Source organism: Bradyrhizobium genosp. SA-3 (genome assembly GCF_004212635.1).
In the GTDB taxonomy this organism is placed as follows: Bacteria; Pseudomonadota; Alphaproteobacteria; order Rhizobiales; family Xanthobacteraceae; genus Bradyrhizobium.
On the sequence record NZ_PSRT01000090.1, the window covers coordinates 1 to 18,726 of the forward strand.

At 64.6% G+C, this 18,726-nt stretch carries 16 protein-coding genes and 1 tRNA gene; 10 read left to right on the top strand and 7 right to left on the bottom strand.

Translation table 11 applies throughout. The annotated features are described in order from the left end of the window. Nucleotides 1-196: 196 nt before the first annotated feature. Nucleotides 197-850 carry a histidine phosphotransferase ChpT gene (gene chpT, locus CWO91_RS27635; protein ID WP_164935214.1) on the bottom strand — a complete coding sequence of 218 codons (654 nt, stop codon included), beginning with the start codon at nt 848-850 and terminating at the stop codon, nt 197-199. Between the two features lie 206 nt (nt 851-1,056). Between chpT and cysQ the strand changes: the two genes are divergently transcribed. Further along, a complete protein-coding gene (gene cysQ / locus CWO91_RS27640) occupies nt 1,057-1,881 on the top strand; it encodes a 3'(2'),5'-bisphosphate nucleotidase CysQ (RefSeq protein WP_165405744.1) in 825 nt (274 codons plus the stop codon). Here cysQ and CWO91_RS27645 read toward each other — a convergent pair. Further along, nucleotides 1,875-2,369, bottom strand: a complete 495-nt coding sequence (locus tag CWO91_RS27645; RefSeq protein ID WP_130218042.1) for a YHS domain-containing (seleno)protein — start codon at nt 2,367-2,369, stop codon at nt 1,875-1,877. The genes cysQ and CWO91_RS27645 overlap by 7 nt on opposite strands. A 139-nt stretch (nt 2,370-2,508) precedes the next feature. Between CWO91_RS27645 and CWO91_RS27650 the strand changes: the two genes are divergently transcribed. The 8 genes from CWO91_RS27650 (at nt 2,509) to CWO91_RS27685 (ending at nt 13,853) form a co-directional block, all read left to right on the top strand. Then, the gene (locus CWO91_RS27650) at nt 2,509-3,114 is read left to right on the top strand and encodes a DUF1134 domain-containing protein (RefSeq protein WP_091893924.1); all 606 of its coding nucleotides are present in this window, start codon (nt 2,509-2,511) and stop codon (nt 3,112-3,114) included. A gap of 118 nt (nt 3,115-3,232) precedes the next feature. Next, entirely contained in the window at nt 3,233-4,528 is a 1,296-nt protein-coding gene (locus CWO91_RS27655) for a hypothetical protein (protein WP_130218044.1), read from the top strand. 157 nt (nt 4,529-4,685) lie between these two features. Beyond that, a tRNA-Val gene (locus CWO91_RS27660) sits at nt 4,686-4,760 on the top strand. 469 nt (nt 4,761-5,229) lie between these two features. Continuing rightward, nucleotides 5,230-5,442 (top strand): hypothetical protein, encoded by a 213-nt coding sequence (locus tag CWO91_RS27665; RefSeq protein WP_130218046.1) that lies wholly within the window; start codon nt 5,230-5,232, stop codon nt 5,440-5,442. 155 nt (nt 5,443-5,597) lie between these two features. Continuing rightward, the gene (locus CWO91_RS27670; RefSeq protein WP_130218048.1) at nt 5,598-7,118 is read left to right on the top strand and encodes a TIGR02677 family protein; all 1,521 of its coding nucleotides are present in this window, start codon (nt 5,598-5,600) and stop codon (nt 7,116-7,118) included. Beyond that, on the top strand, nt 7,118-8,413 hold the full coding sequence (locus CWO91_RS27675; RefSeq protein WP_130218050.1) for a TIGR02678 family protein: 1,296 nt from the start codon (nt 7,118-7,120) through the stop codon (nt 8,411-8,413). Before CWO91_RS27670 ends, CWO91_RS27675 begins: the two co-directional genes overlap by 1 nt. Next, nucleotides 8,410-12,588: a TIGR02680 family protein gene (locus tag CWO91_RS27680; RefSeq protein ID WP_130218052.1), complete on the top strand. Its 4,179-nt coding sequence runs from the start codon at nt 8,410-8,412 to the stop codon at nt 12,586-12,588. Before CWO91_RS27675 ends, CWO91_RS27680 begins: the two co-directional genes overlap by 4 nt. Then, nucleotides 12,585-13,853: a TIGR02679 family protein gene (locus tag CWO91_RS27685; RefSeq protein WP_130218054.1), complete on the top strand. Its 1,269-nt coding sequence runs from the start codon at nt 12,585-12,587 to the stop codon at nt 13,851-13,853. The genes CWO91_RS27680 and CWO91_RS27685 overlap by 4 nt, the downstream gene beginning before the upstream one ends. Nucleotides 13,854-13,979: 126 nt before the next feature. Here CWO91_RS27685 and CWO91_RS27690 read toward each other — a convergent pair whose 3' ends face one another. From CWO91_RS27690 to CWO91_RS27710, 5 genes are all read right to left on the bottom strand, one after another. Next, entirely contained in the window at nt 13,980-15,407 is a 1,428-nt protein-coding gene (locus CWO91_RS27690) for an SAVED domain-containing protein (RefSeq protein WP_245471384.1), read from the bottom strand. Nucleotides 15,408-15,491: 84 nt separating this feature from the next. Next, nucleotides 15,492-16,370: a CBASS oligonucleotide cyclase gene (locus CWO91_RS27695; protein WP_130218058.1), complete on the bottom strand. Its 879-nt coding sequence runs from the start codon at nt 16,368-16,370 to the stop codon at nt 15,492-15,494. Beyond that, nucleotides 16,367-16,867: a hypothetical protein gene (locus CWO91_RS27700; RefSeq protein WP_130218060.1), complete on the bottom strand. Its 501-nt coding sequence runs from the start codon at nt 16,865-16,867 to the stop codon at nt 16,367-16,369. Before CWO91_RS27700 ends, CWO91_RS27695 begins: the two co-directional genes overlap by 4 nt. Further along, nucleotides 16,864-17,325 carry a hypothetical protein gene (locus CWO91_RS27705; RefSeq protein WP_130218062.1) on the bottom strand — a complete coding sequence of 154 codons (462 nt, stop codon included), beginning with the start codon at nt 17,323-17,325 and terminating at the stop codon, nt 16,864-16,866. The genes CWO91_RS27700 and CWO91_RS27705 overlap by 4 nt, the downstream gene beginning before the upstream one ends. After that, on the bottom strand, nt 17,322-18,197 hold the full coding sequence (locus tag CWO91_RS27710; protein ID WP_130218064.1) for an AAA family ATPase: 876 nt from the start codon (nt 18,195-18,197) through the stop codon (nt 17,322-17,324). Before CWO91_RS27710 ends, CWO91_RS27705 begins: the two co-directional genes overlap by 4 nt. 160 nt (nt 18,198-18,357) lie before the next feature. Here CWO91_RS27710 and CWO91_RS27715 point away from each other — a divergent pair, with 160 nt between their 5' ends. Next, nucleotides 18,358-18,681 carry a helix-turn-helix domain-containing protein gene (locus tag CWO91_RS27715; protein ID WP_130218066.1) on the top strand — a complete coding sequence of 108 codons (324 nt, stop codon included), beginning with the start codon at nt 18,358-18,360 and terminating at the stop codon, nt 18,679-18,681. Nucleotides 18,682-18,726 lie beyond the last annotated feature (45 nt).

Below are 18,726 nucleotides of genomic sequence, written 5' to 3' on the forward strand. Positions count from 1 at the left end.
AAAACAGGCCTTCATACAGGAAGGGCGCGCACGAGGCGTGATGCGCCATTTCGGAATGGGGCCAGCTTCACCGCAAAGCGTTTAATATTGGTTGAGTAAGTGCAAAAGAACGGAACCAACAAAGAGATAAGGCGCTCCGGACAAACCGAAGCGCCTCGTAAAGATTGGATTAAGACTTCGAGAGCGAAGGGCGCGTTTACGAAGCGGTAACGGTGATGGCTTCGCCTTCCGGTGCGAGCCTCACGGTGAGCCCGCAGGCCTGCGCCAATAGTCGCGTATAATATGGCTGGATCGCATGCGCATCCGCGGCAGGCCCGCGCTCGCCGCTCAGGAGCTCGGAGATGTTCTGCGGCAGGCGCGCATTATGTCCGGTCGCGGTGATGCGGAAGCTCATCGTCTCGCCCTCGCCGATCGGATCGATCGTCAGCATGCCGCCGCGCGGGATCGTGTGCTGGGCAACCACCAGCATGTTGAGCAGCAGCTTGACGCGATTCTTCGGCAGCAGCAGCCGTGGCAGATTCCAGGTGATCGAGCACTTGCCGTCCTCGATGTGGCCGCGCGCCATGGTCTGGGCATCACCGAGATCGATCTGCGCGCCCGAGGAGCCGGCAGCGCCGAAGGCAAGACGACAGAACTGGAGCCGGGCCGAGGCGGTCTTGGCGCTCTTGCGGATGAGGTCGAGCGCGAACTCGCGGTCCTCGGGCTTGGGATCGTCGTCGAGCACTTCGAGCCCATTGACGATGGCGCCGACGGGGCTGATGAGATCGTGGCAGACCCGCGAGCACAAGAGCGCAGCGAGTTCGAGCATATCGGGAGCAGTAACGGTCGCGGGCGACGAGGCGTCAGACATATAATGGGGTCCTGGAGGGTTCCTGGAATTGCACGGCGCTGGACGCCGCGAATCACGCATGCTTGACGGATGCTGCGGGTTCTAACATTCGCAAGCCCGCGGCAGCTAGCTTGCGATCACTTCAAGGCGGCCATAAGCCCCCAATCGAATCAATCCGGGCGAATCAGTCGAGGAGGAACGAAATTGCCGATGAATGAGGCATCCAGGTGAAGCGGATCATCGACGCCGCGGCCGCATCCGGCCTGATGGAGCCGCTCACCGCGCTGGTAGTAAAGGCGGGTGAAGCGATCCTCGCCGTCAACCGCGCGGCGATGCGGGTCGACGGCAAGCAGGACGGCTCGCCGGTGACCGAGGCGGACCTTGCCGCCGACCGCATCATCGCCGAGGGCCTCGCGCAGCTTGCGGCCGACGTGCCGACGCTGTCGGAAGAGCGGACCCAGCTCGCCTCGCCGCCGTTTCGCGAGAGCTTCTTCCTGATCGATCCGCTCGACGGCACCAAGGAATTCGTCGCCGGCCGCGACGAATTCACCGTCAACCTCGCCCTGGTGACCGAGGGCGTGCCGCTGCTCGGCATCGTCTCCGCGCCCGCGCTCGGCCTGCTCTGGCGCGGCATTGTCGGCCGCGGCGCCGAGCGCGTGAGCTTTGACGGCGCAACCATCGGCGCGGCCGAGCCGATCCATACCCGCAAGCTTCCGGCGCGGGGCAAGCCCTGGATCGCGGCAGTGAGCCGCTCGCACGGCGATCCCAGGAGCGAGGCGTTCATCGATGGCCGGCCCAATGCCGTCAGGCGGACGGTCGGCTCGGCCGTGAAATTCGGCCGGATCGCGGAAGGCAGCGCCGACATCTATCCCCGCTTCGGACCGACCTCGGAATGGGACGTCGGGGCCGGCTCTGCGGTCGTGACCGCGGCCGGCGGCAGGGTGACCGACGGCCAGGGCGGCGAGCTCCGCTTCGGCCAGCGCAGCGGCAGCGGGTTCATCATCCCGGAGTTCATCGCCTGGGGCGACCCGCAGGCGGTCGACAGCTACTGACCGAGCTGGTCCTGGAGCGCCGGCCAGCGCTTGCCCACTTCATATAGGAAGCGCTCGGGATTGGCGGCGAAGGCGTCGCGGTTGGCTTCCCGGCTGAACAGATAGAGCCGCTGCGCCACGAGCGCGAAGAAGCGGGGATTGCCGGCGATGACGACGCCGCGGGCGATATCGGCGGGATCATAGCCGCCGAACTGCGGCCCGTAGATCTCGGGATGGGACAGGAAGGAGGCCCTGTTGCCCTCGTTGCGGAAGCGCCAGACCGCGCCCCAGAGGTTCGCCTCGAACTGCGCCTTCCCTCGCACGGCCGCGCCATCGACGAAATAGGCGACGGGATCGAAGCCTTCGATGGCGACGCCGCTGAACCGGTTGACGACGATCCGCTCGGTGGTGGCAGCCCCCGCCGGTACCCCCGCGCAGATGATCGAAATGCCCGCCAGCAGGCAGACGAGGCAAACGCGGCGGCCGATCAAGGCAATTCCGGGGCGCAAAGGGCTATCTTCCTGCCGTTGTGCCGTCATAGTTGCTGCGGATAACATCCGAGTCGAGGGGACATCCGGCGCAACCTAGAACCGTGCCTGTTGGCGTCAGGTTAAGGAAGCGATCGGTTTCGATACCAGGGGTTCTTTTATGACTTTCGCATCACGCCTTGCTGCGCTCGCGCTCGCCGCGATGGTCGGCTGGATCGTGCCGGCCTCCGCCCAGCAGGCGCCGCCGCCCAACCTGCCGCCGCCGCAGCGCTCCCCGACGCCTAACACCTATGGGCCGGACGAGCTGGTGACCGCCGGTCATCGCTTCTTCGGCAACGTCTCGCGCGGGCTCGCCTCGATCATCGAGAAGGCGGTCAGTCAATGGGGTCTGCCCAACGGCTACATCCTGGGTGAGGAAGGTTCCGGCGCCTTCGTCGCCGGCCTGCGCTACGGCGAAGGCACGCTCTACACCAAGAACGCCGGCGACCTGCGCGTCTATTGGCAGGGCCCCTCCCTCGGCTTCGACTGGGGCGGCGACGGCGCCCGCACCATGACGTTGGTCTATAACCTGCCCGCCACCAACGCGATCTACCAGCGCTTCGCCGGCCTCGACGGCTCGGCCTATATCATCGGCGGCTTCGGCATGACGGCGCTCACCGCCAACAACATCGTGCTGGTGCCGATTCGCTCCGGCCTCGGCCTGCGGCTGGGCGCCAATATCGGCTATCTCAAATACACGCCGCGTGCGACCTGGAACCCGTTCTAGGTCGCTTCTCCCAGCTGGGTACGGATCAAGGTTAACGACAGAGCGGGGCTGGCTTTTTGCCGGCCCGCCATGGCATTGTCGTTGGTAAATTTTTCCTTAGCTCTGGGAGTTCTGGCCCATGGTCGAACCGATCATGTACCTGGCGATCGGTTTCCTGCTCTCGATGCTGTGCGGGCTTGCCCTCGTGCCGCTGGTGCATAACCGTGCGGTGCGCCTGACCACGCGCCGGCTCGAGGCCGCCACGCCGCTGTCGATGGCCGAGATCCAGGCCGACAAGGACCAGCTCCGCGCCGAATTCGCCATGTCGGCGCGGCGGCTGGAGATGAGCGTCGAGCAGCTCAAGAACAAGACCACGAGCCAGCTCGCCGAGCTCGGCAAGAAGAGCGACGCCATCAACCGCATGAAGATCGAACTGGGCGAAAAGAACGCCACGATCTTCGCACTCGAGGCGCGCGAGAAGGCGGTGAAGGAGCAGCTCCGCGCCACCGAGGAGGAGTTCAACGCCAAGACCGAGGCGCTGCACGCCGCCGAGCTGGCGCTGAGCGACAAGCAGGCCGAGCTCGCCAAGATCAACTCCGAACTGTCCGACCGTTCGATGATGGCGGAGAGCCGCCAGGTCGAGCTCGTCGTCGTCCGCGCGCAGATCGAGGAATTGAAGAACCGCGTCGGCGATGCCGAGAAGGAGTTTGCCGCGACGCAGGCGCGCTTGGCGCAGGAGCGGACCGAATCCGAGACCGCCTCGCGCGAACTCGGCGAGGCGCGCGGCCGCGTCGAGAATTTGAGCCAGCGCGTCACCGAGCTCGATCGCCAGCTCATCGTGCAGGTGAAGGAGGCCGAGATGCTGTCGGGCCGCGTCGGCGACCTCGAGGGACGCCTCGCCACGCAGGGCAAGCTGCTCGCCGAGCGCGACTATGAAAACAATCAGCTGCGCCAGGCCAATGAAAGTGCCGAACGCACCGTCAAGGAGCTCCGCGTCGAGATCGCCGCCTTGAGCGGCGGCAAGTCGTCGGCCGCGTTCGAAGCGCTGCGCGCGGAAAAGACCGCGCTGGAGGAGCAGCTCCGCACCGCGCGCGACGAGCGCGCCAAACTCCAGCGCGACATCAACACGATCCAGCAGCAGGCGGAAAGCTCCTGGGCGACCGAGCGCATGGAGAACGCGCTGTTGCGCGAGCGCATCAACGACATCGCCGCCGAGGTCGCCAAGCTCGCGATGCAGCTCGAAGGCCCGAACTCGCCGATCGAGGCATTGCTCGCGGCCGAGGCCGGCCAGCCGAAGCCGGCGCCGCGCCCGGCCAACGACGCCGCGACCAACGGCGCGGCCGGTAGCACCCTGCCCGAGGGCGGCGGAACGCTCGCCGAGCGCATCCGCGCGCTCCAGGCCCACGCCTCCCGCGCCCGCCAACAGGGCGCGTAATTGGGCCAAAACCCGGCCTACCAGCGAATTGCGTGGCTTGCAGCAGGTTTTCCGGCCCCACGGCGCCTGGAAACTTGACACCTTCGGCCCGCACTTCTAAATCGCGGGCTCCGATGTGCCGGCCGGCCGAAAGTCCGGCCGCCTGCATGATGGTCCCGGGCGCATAGCTCAGCGGGAGAGCGTTCCCTTCACACGGGAGAGGTCCAAGGTTCGATCCCTTGTGCGCCCACCATTAATCCCCTGTTTCCAATAACTTAGAGACTTGCTTCCCCCACAATGTGCCCCCAAAAGTCCGGGGCACAGCCGGGGCACGCTTCACCACGTCCACCTCGCCCGCCGCTCCGATCCCGGCGCTTAAGACGGCTTAGCTGATCTGTCACGACAAGATCAGCATCGGCACAATCGCCATGCCAGGAACCAATGGAGTTGGAGAGCTCGCGTCGAATCGCGGTTGCCATCGCGATCGTCAGGTCAATCGATGTAGCCCGCGGCTCGTGGCAGTGGCTTCGTTTCAGCCAATTCATACGATTTCATTGCAACATTCTTCATCGAGAGCGTATTGCCTGCGCGCCGGCGGTTCTGGCTAGCCTCTGCCTCGTTGTCTCATCCGAATTTGTCGAAAGGCGCTGGAGTCGGTGTATTGGAACGTATGCGCACACCTACAGCCGCTCGACAGAGCCTGCTGTAGAAAATCTGCGCTTATGCAGTTGTTTCCGCTGCAAGTCGTCCGCGAAAGGCCCTTCTGGATTTGGTGCGTCGAGCGCTCGTCTGGCATTAACGACACTGAACGACGTCCTCTGTCGCGCCGCGTTCACGTTGAGATCAACGCCAAGGCAGCCATTCACGAAGTCGGCGACGAAGGCCCCGGCGAAGTCATCCCGCGCAATTCAGAACAAAATGGCGCCCATATATGATTGAAATTACTATGTATTTTTTCTTTTGGTTTCGAAGATCGGTATAGCGAAGCCTTTCATCGCGGATTAGACTCTGGATCGAGTGCAACCCGGTAGCAAATCCACTAACGTATTGCGCGAACCCTCCGCTAGGGAGGACCTTGGGATGAGGCCCCATGCGAAGCGTGAGCGAGTCGGCCGACCTCTTCAGGCACGTAAGCGCCGATAAATCGGAATTCTATCGCCGTATCATGGACGTCTTTGCGGCTGCCAAACGGCAATACCGCTTGCAGCTTAGACCCGACGAGGTTTTGGCCGAGGCAGACTGGAGCGGCGCGCCCCCTCGAATAGAAGAAGTCAATGGGGCCCTCACTCAGCTTACCGTATGGGGAAATCTAGAATCTCATCCCGATACGGCGCGAGTTTCAAGTCTAAGCGACTTTTATCGCGCCCGCTTCCTCTACCGTCTCTCGCAGGGTGGAGAGGCTGTCGAAGCTGCGCTGTCGCTCTTCATACAAACGCTGCAGCGGCGCGCGGAGCTGCAGACTGTCGCACTCGAGGACATCGCAAATCGCTTGCGGGCCCTGCAGACGCTTGCGGGCGAGCGGGAACCCGATGTCGCGAAAGTTCACGAAACGCTGCGCGACCTCGTGCGCGTATTCGAGGGGCTGGCGGAGAACGCGCAGGCCTTCATGGCGGGCGTCGCCCGCAGCATCGAGCTGCAGCAGGCCGAGTCTAGCGCCGTCTCGACTTACAAGCGGCAACTGATAGATTATCTCGAGCGTTTCATAGGCGACCTGGTACGCCGCTCCGATACGATCGCGGGCCACATCCTCGCCCTCGATTCACGGATCGACATCTTGCTGCAGCAAGTCGCAGCGCGCGAAGCTCGCGACGCCGCCCCAGGGAACGAAACCGATCGCGTCGAAGCACATACGTCCCATTGGGACGCTTGGCGCGAACGTTGGAAAGGCCTCCATGGATGGTTTTTCCGCAGCGGCCACGACCCCTCTCAAGCCGAACTGTTACGAGCGAGGGCAAGGTCCGCGATCCCACAACTGCTCGGTGCGATCGCCGCACTCAACGAACGCCGCAGCGGGCGCAGCGATCGATCAGCGGATTTCCGAATACTGGCCAACTGGTTCGTCGCCTGTCAAAACGACGGCGAGGCTCACCGATTGGCACGCGCGGCCTTCGCGCTCAATCCTGCCAGACATTTCGCATTGAACACGGACGCCGACGCCGATCTGCCGGCAAGCACCCGCTGGGCCGATGCTCCACCATTGAAGATCCACCCTCGACTGCGCGAATACGGCGAGGCGACGCCGCGCGGGCCGATGGCTAGAATCCGGGATCGCGCCGAAGCCCGCGCTCGCCTGGCTCGGGAGTTGGCCGAGGAGTTTCTGCAGGTAGAAGCCGCGCGCCGGCGTCTCGCGAACGGCCATCCCACCCGACTTTCGGACCTGGGGGAACTCGACGGACATGCCTTCGGTCTATTTCTCGGACTACTCGGCGAAGCGCTGACGGAACAGACGGATCCGGAAGCCTCGGTGTCCCGGCAGACGGGTGATGGCCTGCTCCACATCGACCTCACGCCTCTGGCGGCGGAAACCCGGGCAGAGATATCGACGCCGCACGGCATCTTTTCGGGGCGCGACCACCTCATCACGATCACGCCGACGCAGGACTTGAGCTGATGTCCAGAGCCGAGGATACGCGAGGAAGCCGCAAGATCGGCCAGGAGCAGCGCAAACATCAACGCGAGGAGTTCAGGACGGCGGTCCGCGCGCTCCTGATGACTCCGCTGATGACGCCGGCCCACGACGACTTTCCCTTGGTACGCCGGCAGGCAGACGTGCTGCGTGCCTGGTTCTCCCGCGAAACCGGGTGGCCTCTGCATATCGAACAGGAGGGGGCTCGTCTGTACAAGAGACCCGCCGAACTCTCCGCGACCACGCGCGGACTGCCCGACTACGACAGGCGCCGCTACGTCCTGCTATGTCTCGCATGCGCCGCGCTCGAGCGTTCAGAATCGCAGATCACGTTGCGTCTGCTGGGCGAAAGGCTGTTGCAGCTCGCTGCCGAGCCCGTTCTGACATCGCTTGGCTTCGCCTTCACGCTCGGTACGCAACATGAGCGCCGCGAACTTGTGGCGGTTTGCCGGACGTTGCTGGAGATCGGAGTGCTCCAACGCGTCGTCGGCGACGAAGAGGCCTTCGTGCAGACGCGAGGCGAGCAAGCCGACGCGCTCTACGACGTGCAACGCCGGACGCTCGCCGGCCTGCTCGCCGCCGTGCGCGGTCCCTCGACGTGGCGACCGGAGGATGCCCCCGAGACCCTCGAGGAACGCCTGAGCGCGCTGGTCGACGAGCACGTTGCGGACAGCGACGAGGGACGTCGCACCGCGCTTCGGCACCAACTCGCGCGTCGCCTCCTCGACGATCCCGTGATCTACGTCGAGACGCTCGATGCCGAGGCTAGGGCATATTTTGTCAATCAACGTGGGGCCATGGCCGCACGTCTTTGCGAAGCCTCGGCTCTGACCGCGGAGCATCGGGCCGAAGGCCTGGCGCTTGTGGACGAGACTTGCCTGCTTACCGACGTCGCCATGCCGGCTGAAGGCACCGATGCCCACGCCACCCTGCTCGTTGCGGAATATCTCGCGAGTGCGATCAAGCGATCCGATGTTCTCGACGCGGACGCAAATCCGCATCGAATCGAGTTCTCCGAGCACGAGATCGTCGCTTTCCTCCGCGATGCCAAGATTAGATACGGTCGATATTGGCGCAAATCCGCCCGCGAAGCCGGGGCTGAGCGCGAGCTCGCCGGCATCGCCATCGAACGGTTGGAAAAGCTTCAACTGATCGTGCGCGGCACTGAGGGGATCCGACCGTTGCCAGCGATAGCCCGCTTCGGCCTCGGCGAGGCCGAAATTCGAGATCCTCCTGATGCGCGGCGGGCGTCGATTGCGGAAGGGATGGGTCCGGCGTGAACGAACGGCCCACCTCCTTTGCCGCGACCTCCGAACGGCCGGCGCTCCCGATTCCGGTTCGGGATCGCTGGCAGCCCCTGCGCCTCGGGCTGGTGGAGATGTTCCATTACGACAGCGAAGAGTTCTGGTTTCGCGACGGTCACCTGCTGCTACGTGGCAACAACGGTACCGGCAAATCGAAGGTGCTGTCGTTGACGCTTCCCTTTCTGTTCGATGGACAGTTAAAGCCATCTCGCATCGAGCCCGACGGCGACAACGGCAAGAGAATGTCGTGGAATCTCCTGTTGAACAGTTACGATCGCAGGGTCGGCTATTCCTGGATCGAGTTCGGCCGTCTCGGCAACGACGGCACGCCGCACTATCTCACGCTCGGCGCTGGGCTCTCCGCCGCCGCCTCGCGTCCGAACGTGGAAAGCTGGTTCTTCGTCCTGGACGACGCGGACAAACCGACCCGCATCAATCAGGATCTATGGCTGATGAGCGAGCAGCGAGTTGTCCTGACCAAGGAGCGTCTGCGCGAGGCTCTCGAAGGTCGAGGTCAGGTGTTCGACACCGCGGCGAACTACCGTCGCGCCGTCGACGAGCGGCTTTTTCATCTGGGCGCCAGGCGCTACGACGCGCTAATGGATACGCTGATCCAATTGCGTCAGCCGCAATTGTCGAAGAAGCCCGACGAGACGGCGTTGTCGAATGCGTTGACGGAAGCATTGCCGCCGTTGGCCCCGGAGTTGCTGGCCGACGTCGCCGAGGCGCTGGGCCAGCTAGAAGAGGATCGCCAGCAGCTCCAGGAATACCAGGCACTCGCCAAGGCCGTCGATCGCTTCGACAAAAGATACCGAGTCTACGCAGGCACACAGACGCGAAGGCAGGCGCGCACGCTGCGTCAGGCCCAGACGGAGTTCGACAATGCGAGCCGTTCGCGCGGCGAGGCAGAAGCGAGACTGGAGACCGCCTCAACCGCCGAGGCCGAGGCGCGCAAAGCTTGCGACGCGGCGGAAGTCGAATTCAAACGCGAGCGGTCCCGCCTCGAAACCCTTCGCTCGGGAGCGGGGATGGAGGACGCGAACCGCCTGGAATCAGCGGAAAAGGACGCGGAAGCGCGTCAGAGGGCTCTGTCCAGCGCCGAAGGCGCAATGGACTCCGCGAGTCGGCGATTGAGGTCAAGCGTTGAGGAGACCAACTCTGCGGCGGAGCGAGTTCGGCAGATCGAACGTCGCTTCGCCGATCTGCGCCGGGAATGCGAAGCCTTCGCCGACACGGCCGGTGTCCTCAATGCGCATGCCGACAATCCGATCGCTAAGCTCGACGCCGAACGGCTTGCGGCGTTGACGCCTCAGACCTTCGAAAAGGCCGGCTCCGAGCTTCGGGCGCTCGTAGAGGGCCGGCGCGAGGAAATTGCGTCGTTGCGGAGGCGAGATGCCGAAGTGGTGGCGGCGGAGTTGCTGAATACGCAACGCCGAAATTTCCGAGACGAATGTCAGGACGTCGCCGACGCCGCCGCGGAGAGACGTGAATCGGCCGATGCAGGCGTGGAGCGCGAGGGCCAAAACCTGATCGACGCCTGGGAGAGTTGCTTCGCAGGCTTGAAGCAACATCGCGTCACGCCAGACGACCGCTTCGCGACTCTCGCCTCCCTATCCGAGTGGGTCGTCACGCCGACAGGCGACAATCCCGCGCGTCGGCTTTTGCAAGACGCGCAGCAACAGACGAGCGAGCGCCTGGCGACGACCCGCGTCGCGCTCGAAGGTCGGCGGCAAGGCCTGCTGACGGAACGCAAAAATCTCGAGGAGGAACGTAGCCGCCTGGAAGGCGGGATCGATCCCGAGCCGTCCCCACCGCATACCCGCGATCCCGAAGCCCGTACGGCGCGCGAAGGAGCCCCTCTATGGAGATTGGTGGACTTTCACCCCTCGGTGACGCTCCCCCAACGAGCCGGATTAGAAGCCGCGCTGGAGGGGGCCGGGCTCCTCGATGCCTGGCTTTCGCCCGACGGTCGCCTCCAATCCTCCGATCGAGGTACACTCTTTCGAGACGCGCAGATGCTCGAACGACGACCTCAATCGCCGTCGCTTGCCGACTGGTTGCGCGCGGACGTGCCGGCCGACAGCGGCGTATCTACCGCGATCGTCGAAAGCATCCTGCGCGGAGTCTCCTGCGCGGACGACGAGCCAGCGGAGGCAGAGTCCTGGATCGCTCCCGATGGCCGCTTTCGGCTTGGGGCCTTGAGTGGTGCGTGGGAGAAGACGGAAGCGGTCCACATCGGCTACTCCGCGCGCGCCGCCGCCCGCGCTCGGAGGTCGGCGGAAATCTCGGAACGGCTGGCGGAGATCGCCGGCGAGACTATCGGTCTGCAGGCGGAGTTCGACGGACTGGCTCGGGATCAGAGCGAAGCGACCGACGAATGGCGCCTTGCGCCGACCGACGATGGGCTGCGCAACGCTCATCTCACCGCCGCGACCGCCGCTCGCGAGGCGGCAACCGTTCGCCAGCGGTTGACCGAAGCCGCGATGCAATTCCAAGCGAGCGAAGAGGAACTCGCTTCGGTGCGGCGGCGGCGCGCCACTGACGCCGCCGACCTTCGGCTGCCGGCGTCAACTTCCGAATTGGCGGCCGTCGAAGCGGCTTTGGGACGCTACCAGGAAAGCCAATTGCGGCTTACGCAAGCCGTCTTGGAGGTACGCCTTGCGTTGCCCGATCTGGAGCGGCAACGCGTCCGCGAAAGCGAGGCGCGAGAGACCGCTGCCGCGCATGAAACCCGGCTCGCGACCGCAAGAATCGAGGCAGAAGAGGCCGCGGTCCGATTCGACGTGCTACGCAAAGCTATCGGTGCGAAGGTCGAGGAATTGCGGCGGCAGTTGAACGAAGCCCGCGCGGCATCCGATGCCGCTGAGGTCGCTCTGGACGGTGCGGAGGAAACCCTGAAAAACGCGGGGGAGGCGCGCGCGGTCGCGCACGAAAAGGTCACGACCGCGACCGGCGTCTTCGAGCAGAGGAGCGCAGCACGCAGCGAGGCGATATCGAGGTTTCAGCAGTTCACCGCGACCGGTCTACTGGCCGCCGCTATCCCGCAAGTCGTATTGCCGGAGATGGGTGGTCCCTGGACGATCGATCCGGCCCTGGGGCTCGCCCGACGCGCCGAGCAGGCGCTGTCGACGCTCGACGACAAGGATGAGGCGTGGGCGCGCGTCCAAAAGCAGATCAGCGAAGAACTGACGGAGTTGCAGACCGCGCTCAGCGCGCTCGGTCACCGAGCCCAAGCCGAGCAGAACGATTGGGGATTGATCGCGCACGTCATTTACCAGAACAGGCCGGAGCGTCCCGACATGCTCGCGGCGCGTCTCGCCGAGGAGATTGCCCAGCGGAGCGAACTCCTGACCGAGAGCGAGCGGACGGTGCTGGAAAATCACCTGCAGGCGGAGATCGCCTCCGAAGTGCAACGCCTGCTGCAGGCTGCGGAAATCCGGCGGGACGCGATAAACAAGGAACTTCACAGCCGTCCGACATCGACGGGCGTGCGCTACCGACTGATATGGCCGACTCTGACGGAAGAAGAAGGCGCTCCGGTCGGACTGGAAGCCGCACGCAAACGTCTGCTGAACGTCAACGCGGATCTGTGGTCGGCCGAAGACCGAAAGGTCGTCGGAGCCATGCTGCAACAGCGCATCACCGCCGAGCGAGAGCGCGCGGATTCGGGAGCAAGCAGGGATTCGGCCGGACCATTGATAGACCAACTCTCCCGTGCCCTGGACTATAGGCGCTGGCATCGCTTCAGGGTCGAGCGTTGGCAGGACGGACACTGGCGCAAGCTTTCGGGCCCCGCCTCGAGCGGCGAGCGGGCGCTCGGATTGACCGTGCCGTTGTTCGCCGCCATAGCGAGCTTCTACAGCCAGGGAAGTTTTCCGCTGGCCCCGCGTCTGATGCTACTCGACGAGGCGTTCGCCGGAATCGACGACGCCGCGAGGGCGCATTGCATGGGATTGATTCGCGAGTTCGATCTCGATTTCGTCATCACAAGCGAGCGCGAATGGGCCTGCTATGCCGAGCTTCCCGGCGTCGCGATCTGCCAGCTACAGCGGCGCGAAGGAATCGACGCGGTCTTCGTCTCCCGTTGGAGCTGGGACGGAAGAGCCAAGAGACGCGAAAGCGATCCCGACCGCAGGTTTGCGACTGCATGAGGCCGCTGATCGAACCACGGCTGCAGCGCCTGCTCGGAGGGACCGAATACGCGAACCTCCGCAAACGGCTTCGCGACCGGTTCGCCCGGGCACCGGAAGGCGAGGAGGTCGAAAGCTTCCGGATCGGCAAGCTGACTTCCGACGAGCACGCCCTGTTGGCGTCGCTGCTCGGCCGCCATGTCCGCCATTCCTCCTCGCTGCAGGTCGATGTCGGCCGGGTGGATGCGACGTTCCGCGATTCCGGCATCGCCATGTCTCTGCGCGATGCGCTTGAAATCATCGACGGGCCGATCGCGAACCTGGCGGAAACGCGGCGCGCATCGAAACAGATGTGGTCGGATGTTCTCGACGTATGCACCCACCAAGCGCTCGTCGAGCTGCTGCGGACTCCCAAGGGGCTAGGTCTGCTCAAGCGGCTCTCAGGGTCGCAGCCGGATGTGGCAATCGAGCTGTGCCGTAGGGTCGAAGCGACGCTGCGGCGACTGCCCGCCAATGCCGTCACGCGCTCGCAATTGGCCGCCGAAGCCGTGGGAGACGCACATGCTCTCGATGGCGGCAGGCCGGCCGCGACTCTGATCCTGACGATCTGGCGGCGGCCGATTGCGCGGGCCGGTGGCGAAGAAGAGCCGGAAGGGGAGACCGAAATCGAGTCCGCCGAACGGGCAGAGCGCGACCGCGACGTCTGGGCCAAGGCCGGCGTCCTGGTCAACGAATTGGCGCGGCCCGCTTTGTTCCTGAATTTGCCCGTCGAGGGCGCAGAGAGGTACGGACAATTTGCGGGAGAGCCCGTCTACGCCTCGTTGCGGTCGCTCTTGCGCACGCCTCCAGCATGGAGGGTAGCGGGTCGAAAGGTCTACGTCTGCGAGAACCCTAACGTTGTGGCCATCGCCGCCGATCGCTGGGGCGCCGGCTGCGAGCCGTTGGTTTGTACCGACGGAATGCCCGCCGCGGCACAGAGGTGCCTGTTATCGCAACTGACCGAAGCGGGAGCGAGGCTTCACTACCATGGCGATTTCGATTGGGCGGGTGTCCGCATCGGCAATCACATGATGCGCGAGCATGGGGCCAGTTCCTGGCGGTTCGATGCCATCGACTACGTATCAGCGGTTGAAGGAGCATCAGAACTCGGACAGAAGCTCACCGGAAAAGCCTTATGTGCATCTTGGGACCAAGGCTTGACGACGGCGATGCAACTGCACGGCCTCTCGATCCCTGAGGAGTCTGTCGCTACTTCCCTCCTGAACGATCTCAGATCCGAAAAATAACGGTTCGTGGTTTTCCAGTCGCCCGGGCCTCGCCGGCCCTGCCCTGGGCCGAAACTCGTCGCTTCCGCGGAATCTAGCGCCGCCAGCCCGCGGCCGCCGGCGGCGCCGGGACGGTCGTGAAGCGACCTACGGGAGTTCGAGGCCCACGCTGTAGTCGCCGTCGCGCAAGCCATCGAAATCCCACTCGTAGATCGAAACGGGTCCGATCGCAGTTTGGGTCTGGCCCAGAAAGAATGCGAAGGCGTTCGGCCCCGCGATGAAGAGATGAACACGGCGCGGCCCACCCTTGGCCGAAGCGCGTATCGCGCCCAACAAGGACAGAGCCATCGCCGCCGCGTGGCTGCCCGATCGCACGCTTTGGTAGGATGGGCCGTCAACGGGGCTTGCCGTAATCAGCGTGCCGACGGCAGCGAGCTTCTGGACGTACTGGCGAACCGCGGGCGCCACGTCGTGCGTCAACGAGACGGCGACCGCAAGTTCCTTCCCGTCGGCGTGGACTGCCTCCTCGACGGTGGAAAGCGTCGGCCAGGCAAGATCGAGCGGCTTGTCCGCCGCCGACCAGATGTGACGACCGCCGGCTCGCTGCTCGATCTCGATGGCCTTTCCGGACTTGACGTTGAGGATCGCGCCCACGCCGAATGCCAGAGACACATGCGTGTCGAGGATCAGACGGAGCTGGTCCTTGTTGCGCGCGGACTGGATCAGAAACTGCCGCAGTTCGGGGAACACCGTAGCCTTCCAATCGGCCGGGTTCCGGATGTAGCGCCCGTCGAAATGCGGGACGAGATTCACCGATTCGTCGCTGCGCGCCTCGATGTCGTCGATGGGATGCATGAACGAGCGCACGCCGAGCGTCTTGGGCCTCGGCGACGACGGCGCGAGAAGATTTTCGTCCTCGACGAGGTCGCGAAACGAGGCGGGGTCGAACGTGTTGCGGCCCTGCGCATGGAGCTTCCTGATCAGATCGTCGTAAAGGAAGCCGGTCTCGGACGGCGGCACTTGACGCATGCCGGCCGCCGCGAAGCGGTCATTCAGCCGTTCGAGCAGGTCGGCGCCGGAATCCAGGCGCTGCGAGATGGCCAAGGTCCGCGCCACGAGCCGCAGCGCGTCGTGATCGATGCCGAGATGCCCCGACCATGCGTCGCGCACCTTGCCCATCATGCTTCTGGGCGTGGTGCCGTCGAACAGCCGATCCAGATCAAGCGCATGAGTGTGCATGCGTATCAGGCGGGACAGCGCGTCGTCCGCCTGTGGCCGCCAGTTCGTCACCAGCCGCAACCGCGCGCCCATGCCGTTCGGCGCGTGCTGGAGCTGTGCCGCAAGAGCCCGCTGGAGAAGCGACACGGATTGGGCGTTCGAGAAGGCGGGATCGATGAGGTCGAGGTGGCCGAACTGCCCGGGCGTCGCGTGCCACTTACATTGAAGATGGTCACGGAGGATTTCGTCCCCATAGTGGTCCTGCGGGCCCTTGCCGGCCACGTACTCCACCGTCACGTCGTCGAACGCGCGCGGTCCACTCTCGAAACTCACGCGCGCGATGCCTTTTTCCGGCACAAGCAATTGCGCCGCAAAGAACCAGAACATCCGGGCCTGGAAATCGTCGCCTTGACTTCTGACCGCTACGGCTTGCGTCATGTTCTAGCTCTTCGGAAAGTAGCGACCCATGATTGAGGCCCACATCGCCAGGGCTTCGCCCTGCTTGCCCTGCTGCGCCAGGCGGACCGCCCGGGACGCTTCGGTCTCGGCACGCCGCAGCGCCGCCTCCGCCTTCTTGATCAGATCCGGCGTCATCTGGTCCGAAACCGGCGGCCCCAAGCCGGCAGGATCCTTCCACTCCTGCCGGATGCCTTCCAGGGCGGCGGCGAAGAACCTCCGGACCTCGCCGGGATAGGTCGTGAACGGGCCGTCGACCAGATCCTGCGCCATCACCTCGATCAGAAACGACGGCTTGATGGGCTTGTCCGCCGAACGATTCCATCGCTTCAGCATCTTGACCAGCGGCACCCACTTTCCGTTCAGGTTCTTGTTCTTCGTCGTGGACTTCTCGGCGTGGATCTCAGGATCGGTCTTGATCCACTTTCCGAGATCACGGTCCGGGATCTCGTAGCAATCGGAGAGCTCGATGGCGGGCACGGCGTCGATCGACAGGACCTTGCCTTCCTTGTCGGACGTATTCCTCTCGAAATCGACCGTGGCGCAGCGTCGCCCCGGCTGCACGGCGTCCTTGCCGAACTCGCCGCGCAGGCGATCGACGAACGCGTCGAGCACCTCGCTCGGTGCCTTCGAGCGCCAATGCTGGTCCTTCGAGCCAAGCGTGAAGAAGATGTCGACATCCTTCAGCGGCTTCGTCTTGGTGTGCCGGTCGTAGGACCCGGTGAGGAAGTCGCGGTCGATGTGGAACCCGCCGCGGATGCAGTCGCGCACCTTGTTGTGCTTGCGGATCGTGTCGGTCCGCTCGGTCTCGCTGAGTTCGAGGCGCTGCCGGAAGGTCTCGAATGCTTCGTCCACGGTGATCATTTGTAATACGCCATCGATGCCATGATGTCGGGAGTGGAGACGATCGTGCCGGCCTCGCGCCTGACCAGGCTGCCGAGCGCCTTGAACGAGGTCCAGGACAGGTTGCCGGGCAGCGCCGCGCCGGCACGCGGCACCAGCAGAACCCGGTAGATGCAGTCGGCCGGCGGCGTGCTGGTCTTGGCGAACGAGCCTTCGAGGAACTCGCGGTCGACCCACAATTCGTCGACGCCGTTGCCGTCGTAGCGGATCGGAAAATCCCAGCGGCCCGCCGCGGCGTCGCTGCCCGGCTTGTAGAACTCGATGACGATCTTTTCGAGGTCGCCCCGCTCCAGCAGATCTCGCGCGCCGGCGTCGACCCAATCGGTCCAGGCGTCGAGCAGCGCCACCGGGCTCAGATTGTAGTACGAGATCAGATACTTCAGCACGTTACGCATCTTGTCGGATACGTATTTGGCCGTGTGCGTGCGCGAATGGGTCGAGGTGAAGGTGGCGCTCATGACTTGCCCAGCACTCCCCAATCGATTGCGAGGCCGTCGGCGACCTTCGTCGCCTCCTCGTCCGCGGGCGGCGACGCCACGTCGTGGACGCTGATGCGCGGCGCTCGGCTCTTGAGCGCGTCGTTCATCCACGTCACGTCGCCGGCTTCGGTCGGCGCAGTGATCTCCCAGCCGCTGCCGCCGGTGGGATTCCAGGTCAGCTTGTCGATGGTGGTCCCGAGTTCGATGGCGTCCTCGTTGTAGCGGCAGTAGATCACCAGGCGATCGCCGTTGCCCTTGACAACGATCGGCACCGTCGCCGGGTGCTCGTCCGCGATGAGCGACTCCATGATGCTCGCCGCGGCCTTCAGCGTCGCCGCGTCGGGCGTGTCGGCGCCCGAGATCAGCGCGACGATCGCCGACCACGTCTCACCTGCGGAGCGCACCGGAACCGAGGCGATCTCGCGTTTGACCTTCATCCGAACTTCTCCTGCGCCTTCTCGATCTCGAGCGCCTGCTTCAGCGCCTTCAGCACCTGCTCGGCCTGCAGCTTGTTGAGGTCGCGCGCGGTCTCGACGCTGGAGGCGGCGGCCGAGACCAACGCCTTGCGCAGGCGGCGTCCGTCGAGCCCGTCGGAAGCCTTCACAAACGCGGGGATCTGACCGTTCAGCCCCGAAAGTTTGGGCCACTGCGAGGCGAGCGTGGTCAGCGTATCGCCAATGATTTCCTGCCGCGCATGCGTGTTCGGCAGACCGATGTCCTCGACCAGATCGGCACGGGACAGCAGCGCGCGATCCACGGCCTTCGGGAAGTTGGTGGTGGCGATCAGCAACGTGTTGCGGTGTTTGCGCGAGAGCAGGTCGATGCCGGCCAGCGCCGCGTCGGTCGCGCGATGCGCGTCGACGGGATTGGTTTCGAGGCTCATGCGCTGCCGGTCCGCCGCCAGCGTCTCGACCTCGTCGAAAAGCACGATGGTCGGTCCATGCGCGGCGTGTTCCGGGATCAACTGGTCGAAGATCTTCGAGACTTCCTTCTGGCTCTTGCCGTGCGAGGCGCTACCTAGCGCATGCGGATCGAGCTGGAGGAACTTGACCTTCTTCGGCTTGAGAGCCTCGGCGACCTGATTGGCGAGGCCGCGCGCGAGCGTCGTCTTGCCGGTGCCGGGCGGCCCGGCGAGCACGATCAGACCGTGGACCGGTACGCGCTCGAACGGGAAGTGCTGGCGGAGCTGGAAGGCGAGAAGTGCCTGCGCGACGAGGCGGGTCCGGACGGCGTCGTCCAATTTGATGGCCGACCAGGCGGCGGCGTAGTCCGCATGCGGCAGTTGGGCTTCATCGCTAATGGCGTCCATTTTGCCCCCTCGGCGGCTCACGACCGAAGTCGTTTTGTCGTCCGATGAGGACGATGGTAACCATACAGATAAATCGAACGATTGATTATGTCAAGGTCGGCGCTATAGAATCGTCCAGTTGAATCGGACGGCCCGATTTCGGGCCTTTGAAGGGCTAAGGATGTCGCTGGCGACGAAGTTGAAGGAGCTGCGGGTCCGCAAGAAGCAGTCGCTGCAGGATGTCGCGGACGCGATCGGCGCGTCGAAGACGCATGTTTGGGATCTGGAGACCGGGCGGAGCCGCAACCCGTCGGTCGACCTCCTGACGAAATTGGCCACTCATTTTCAGGTCCGCATCGCCGATCTGGTCGGCGAGAACCCGAACGCGACCGACGAGGACGAGAAGCACGTCGCCTTGTTTCGCGAACTCAAGCAGCTTTCCGATCCCGACCTCGAGACCATCCGGATTCTGATGCAGCGGCTCAAGGACCCCGATCGAAAGTAGCACCGATGCAGATCTCGCGTATCGACCTGGCCGACAAGAGCTCGC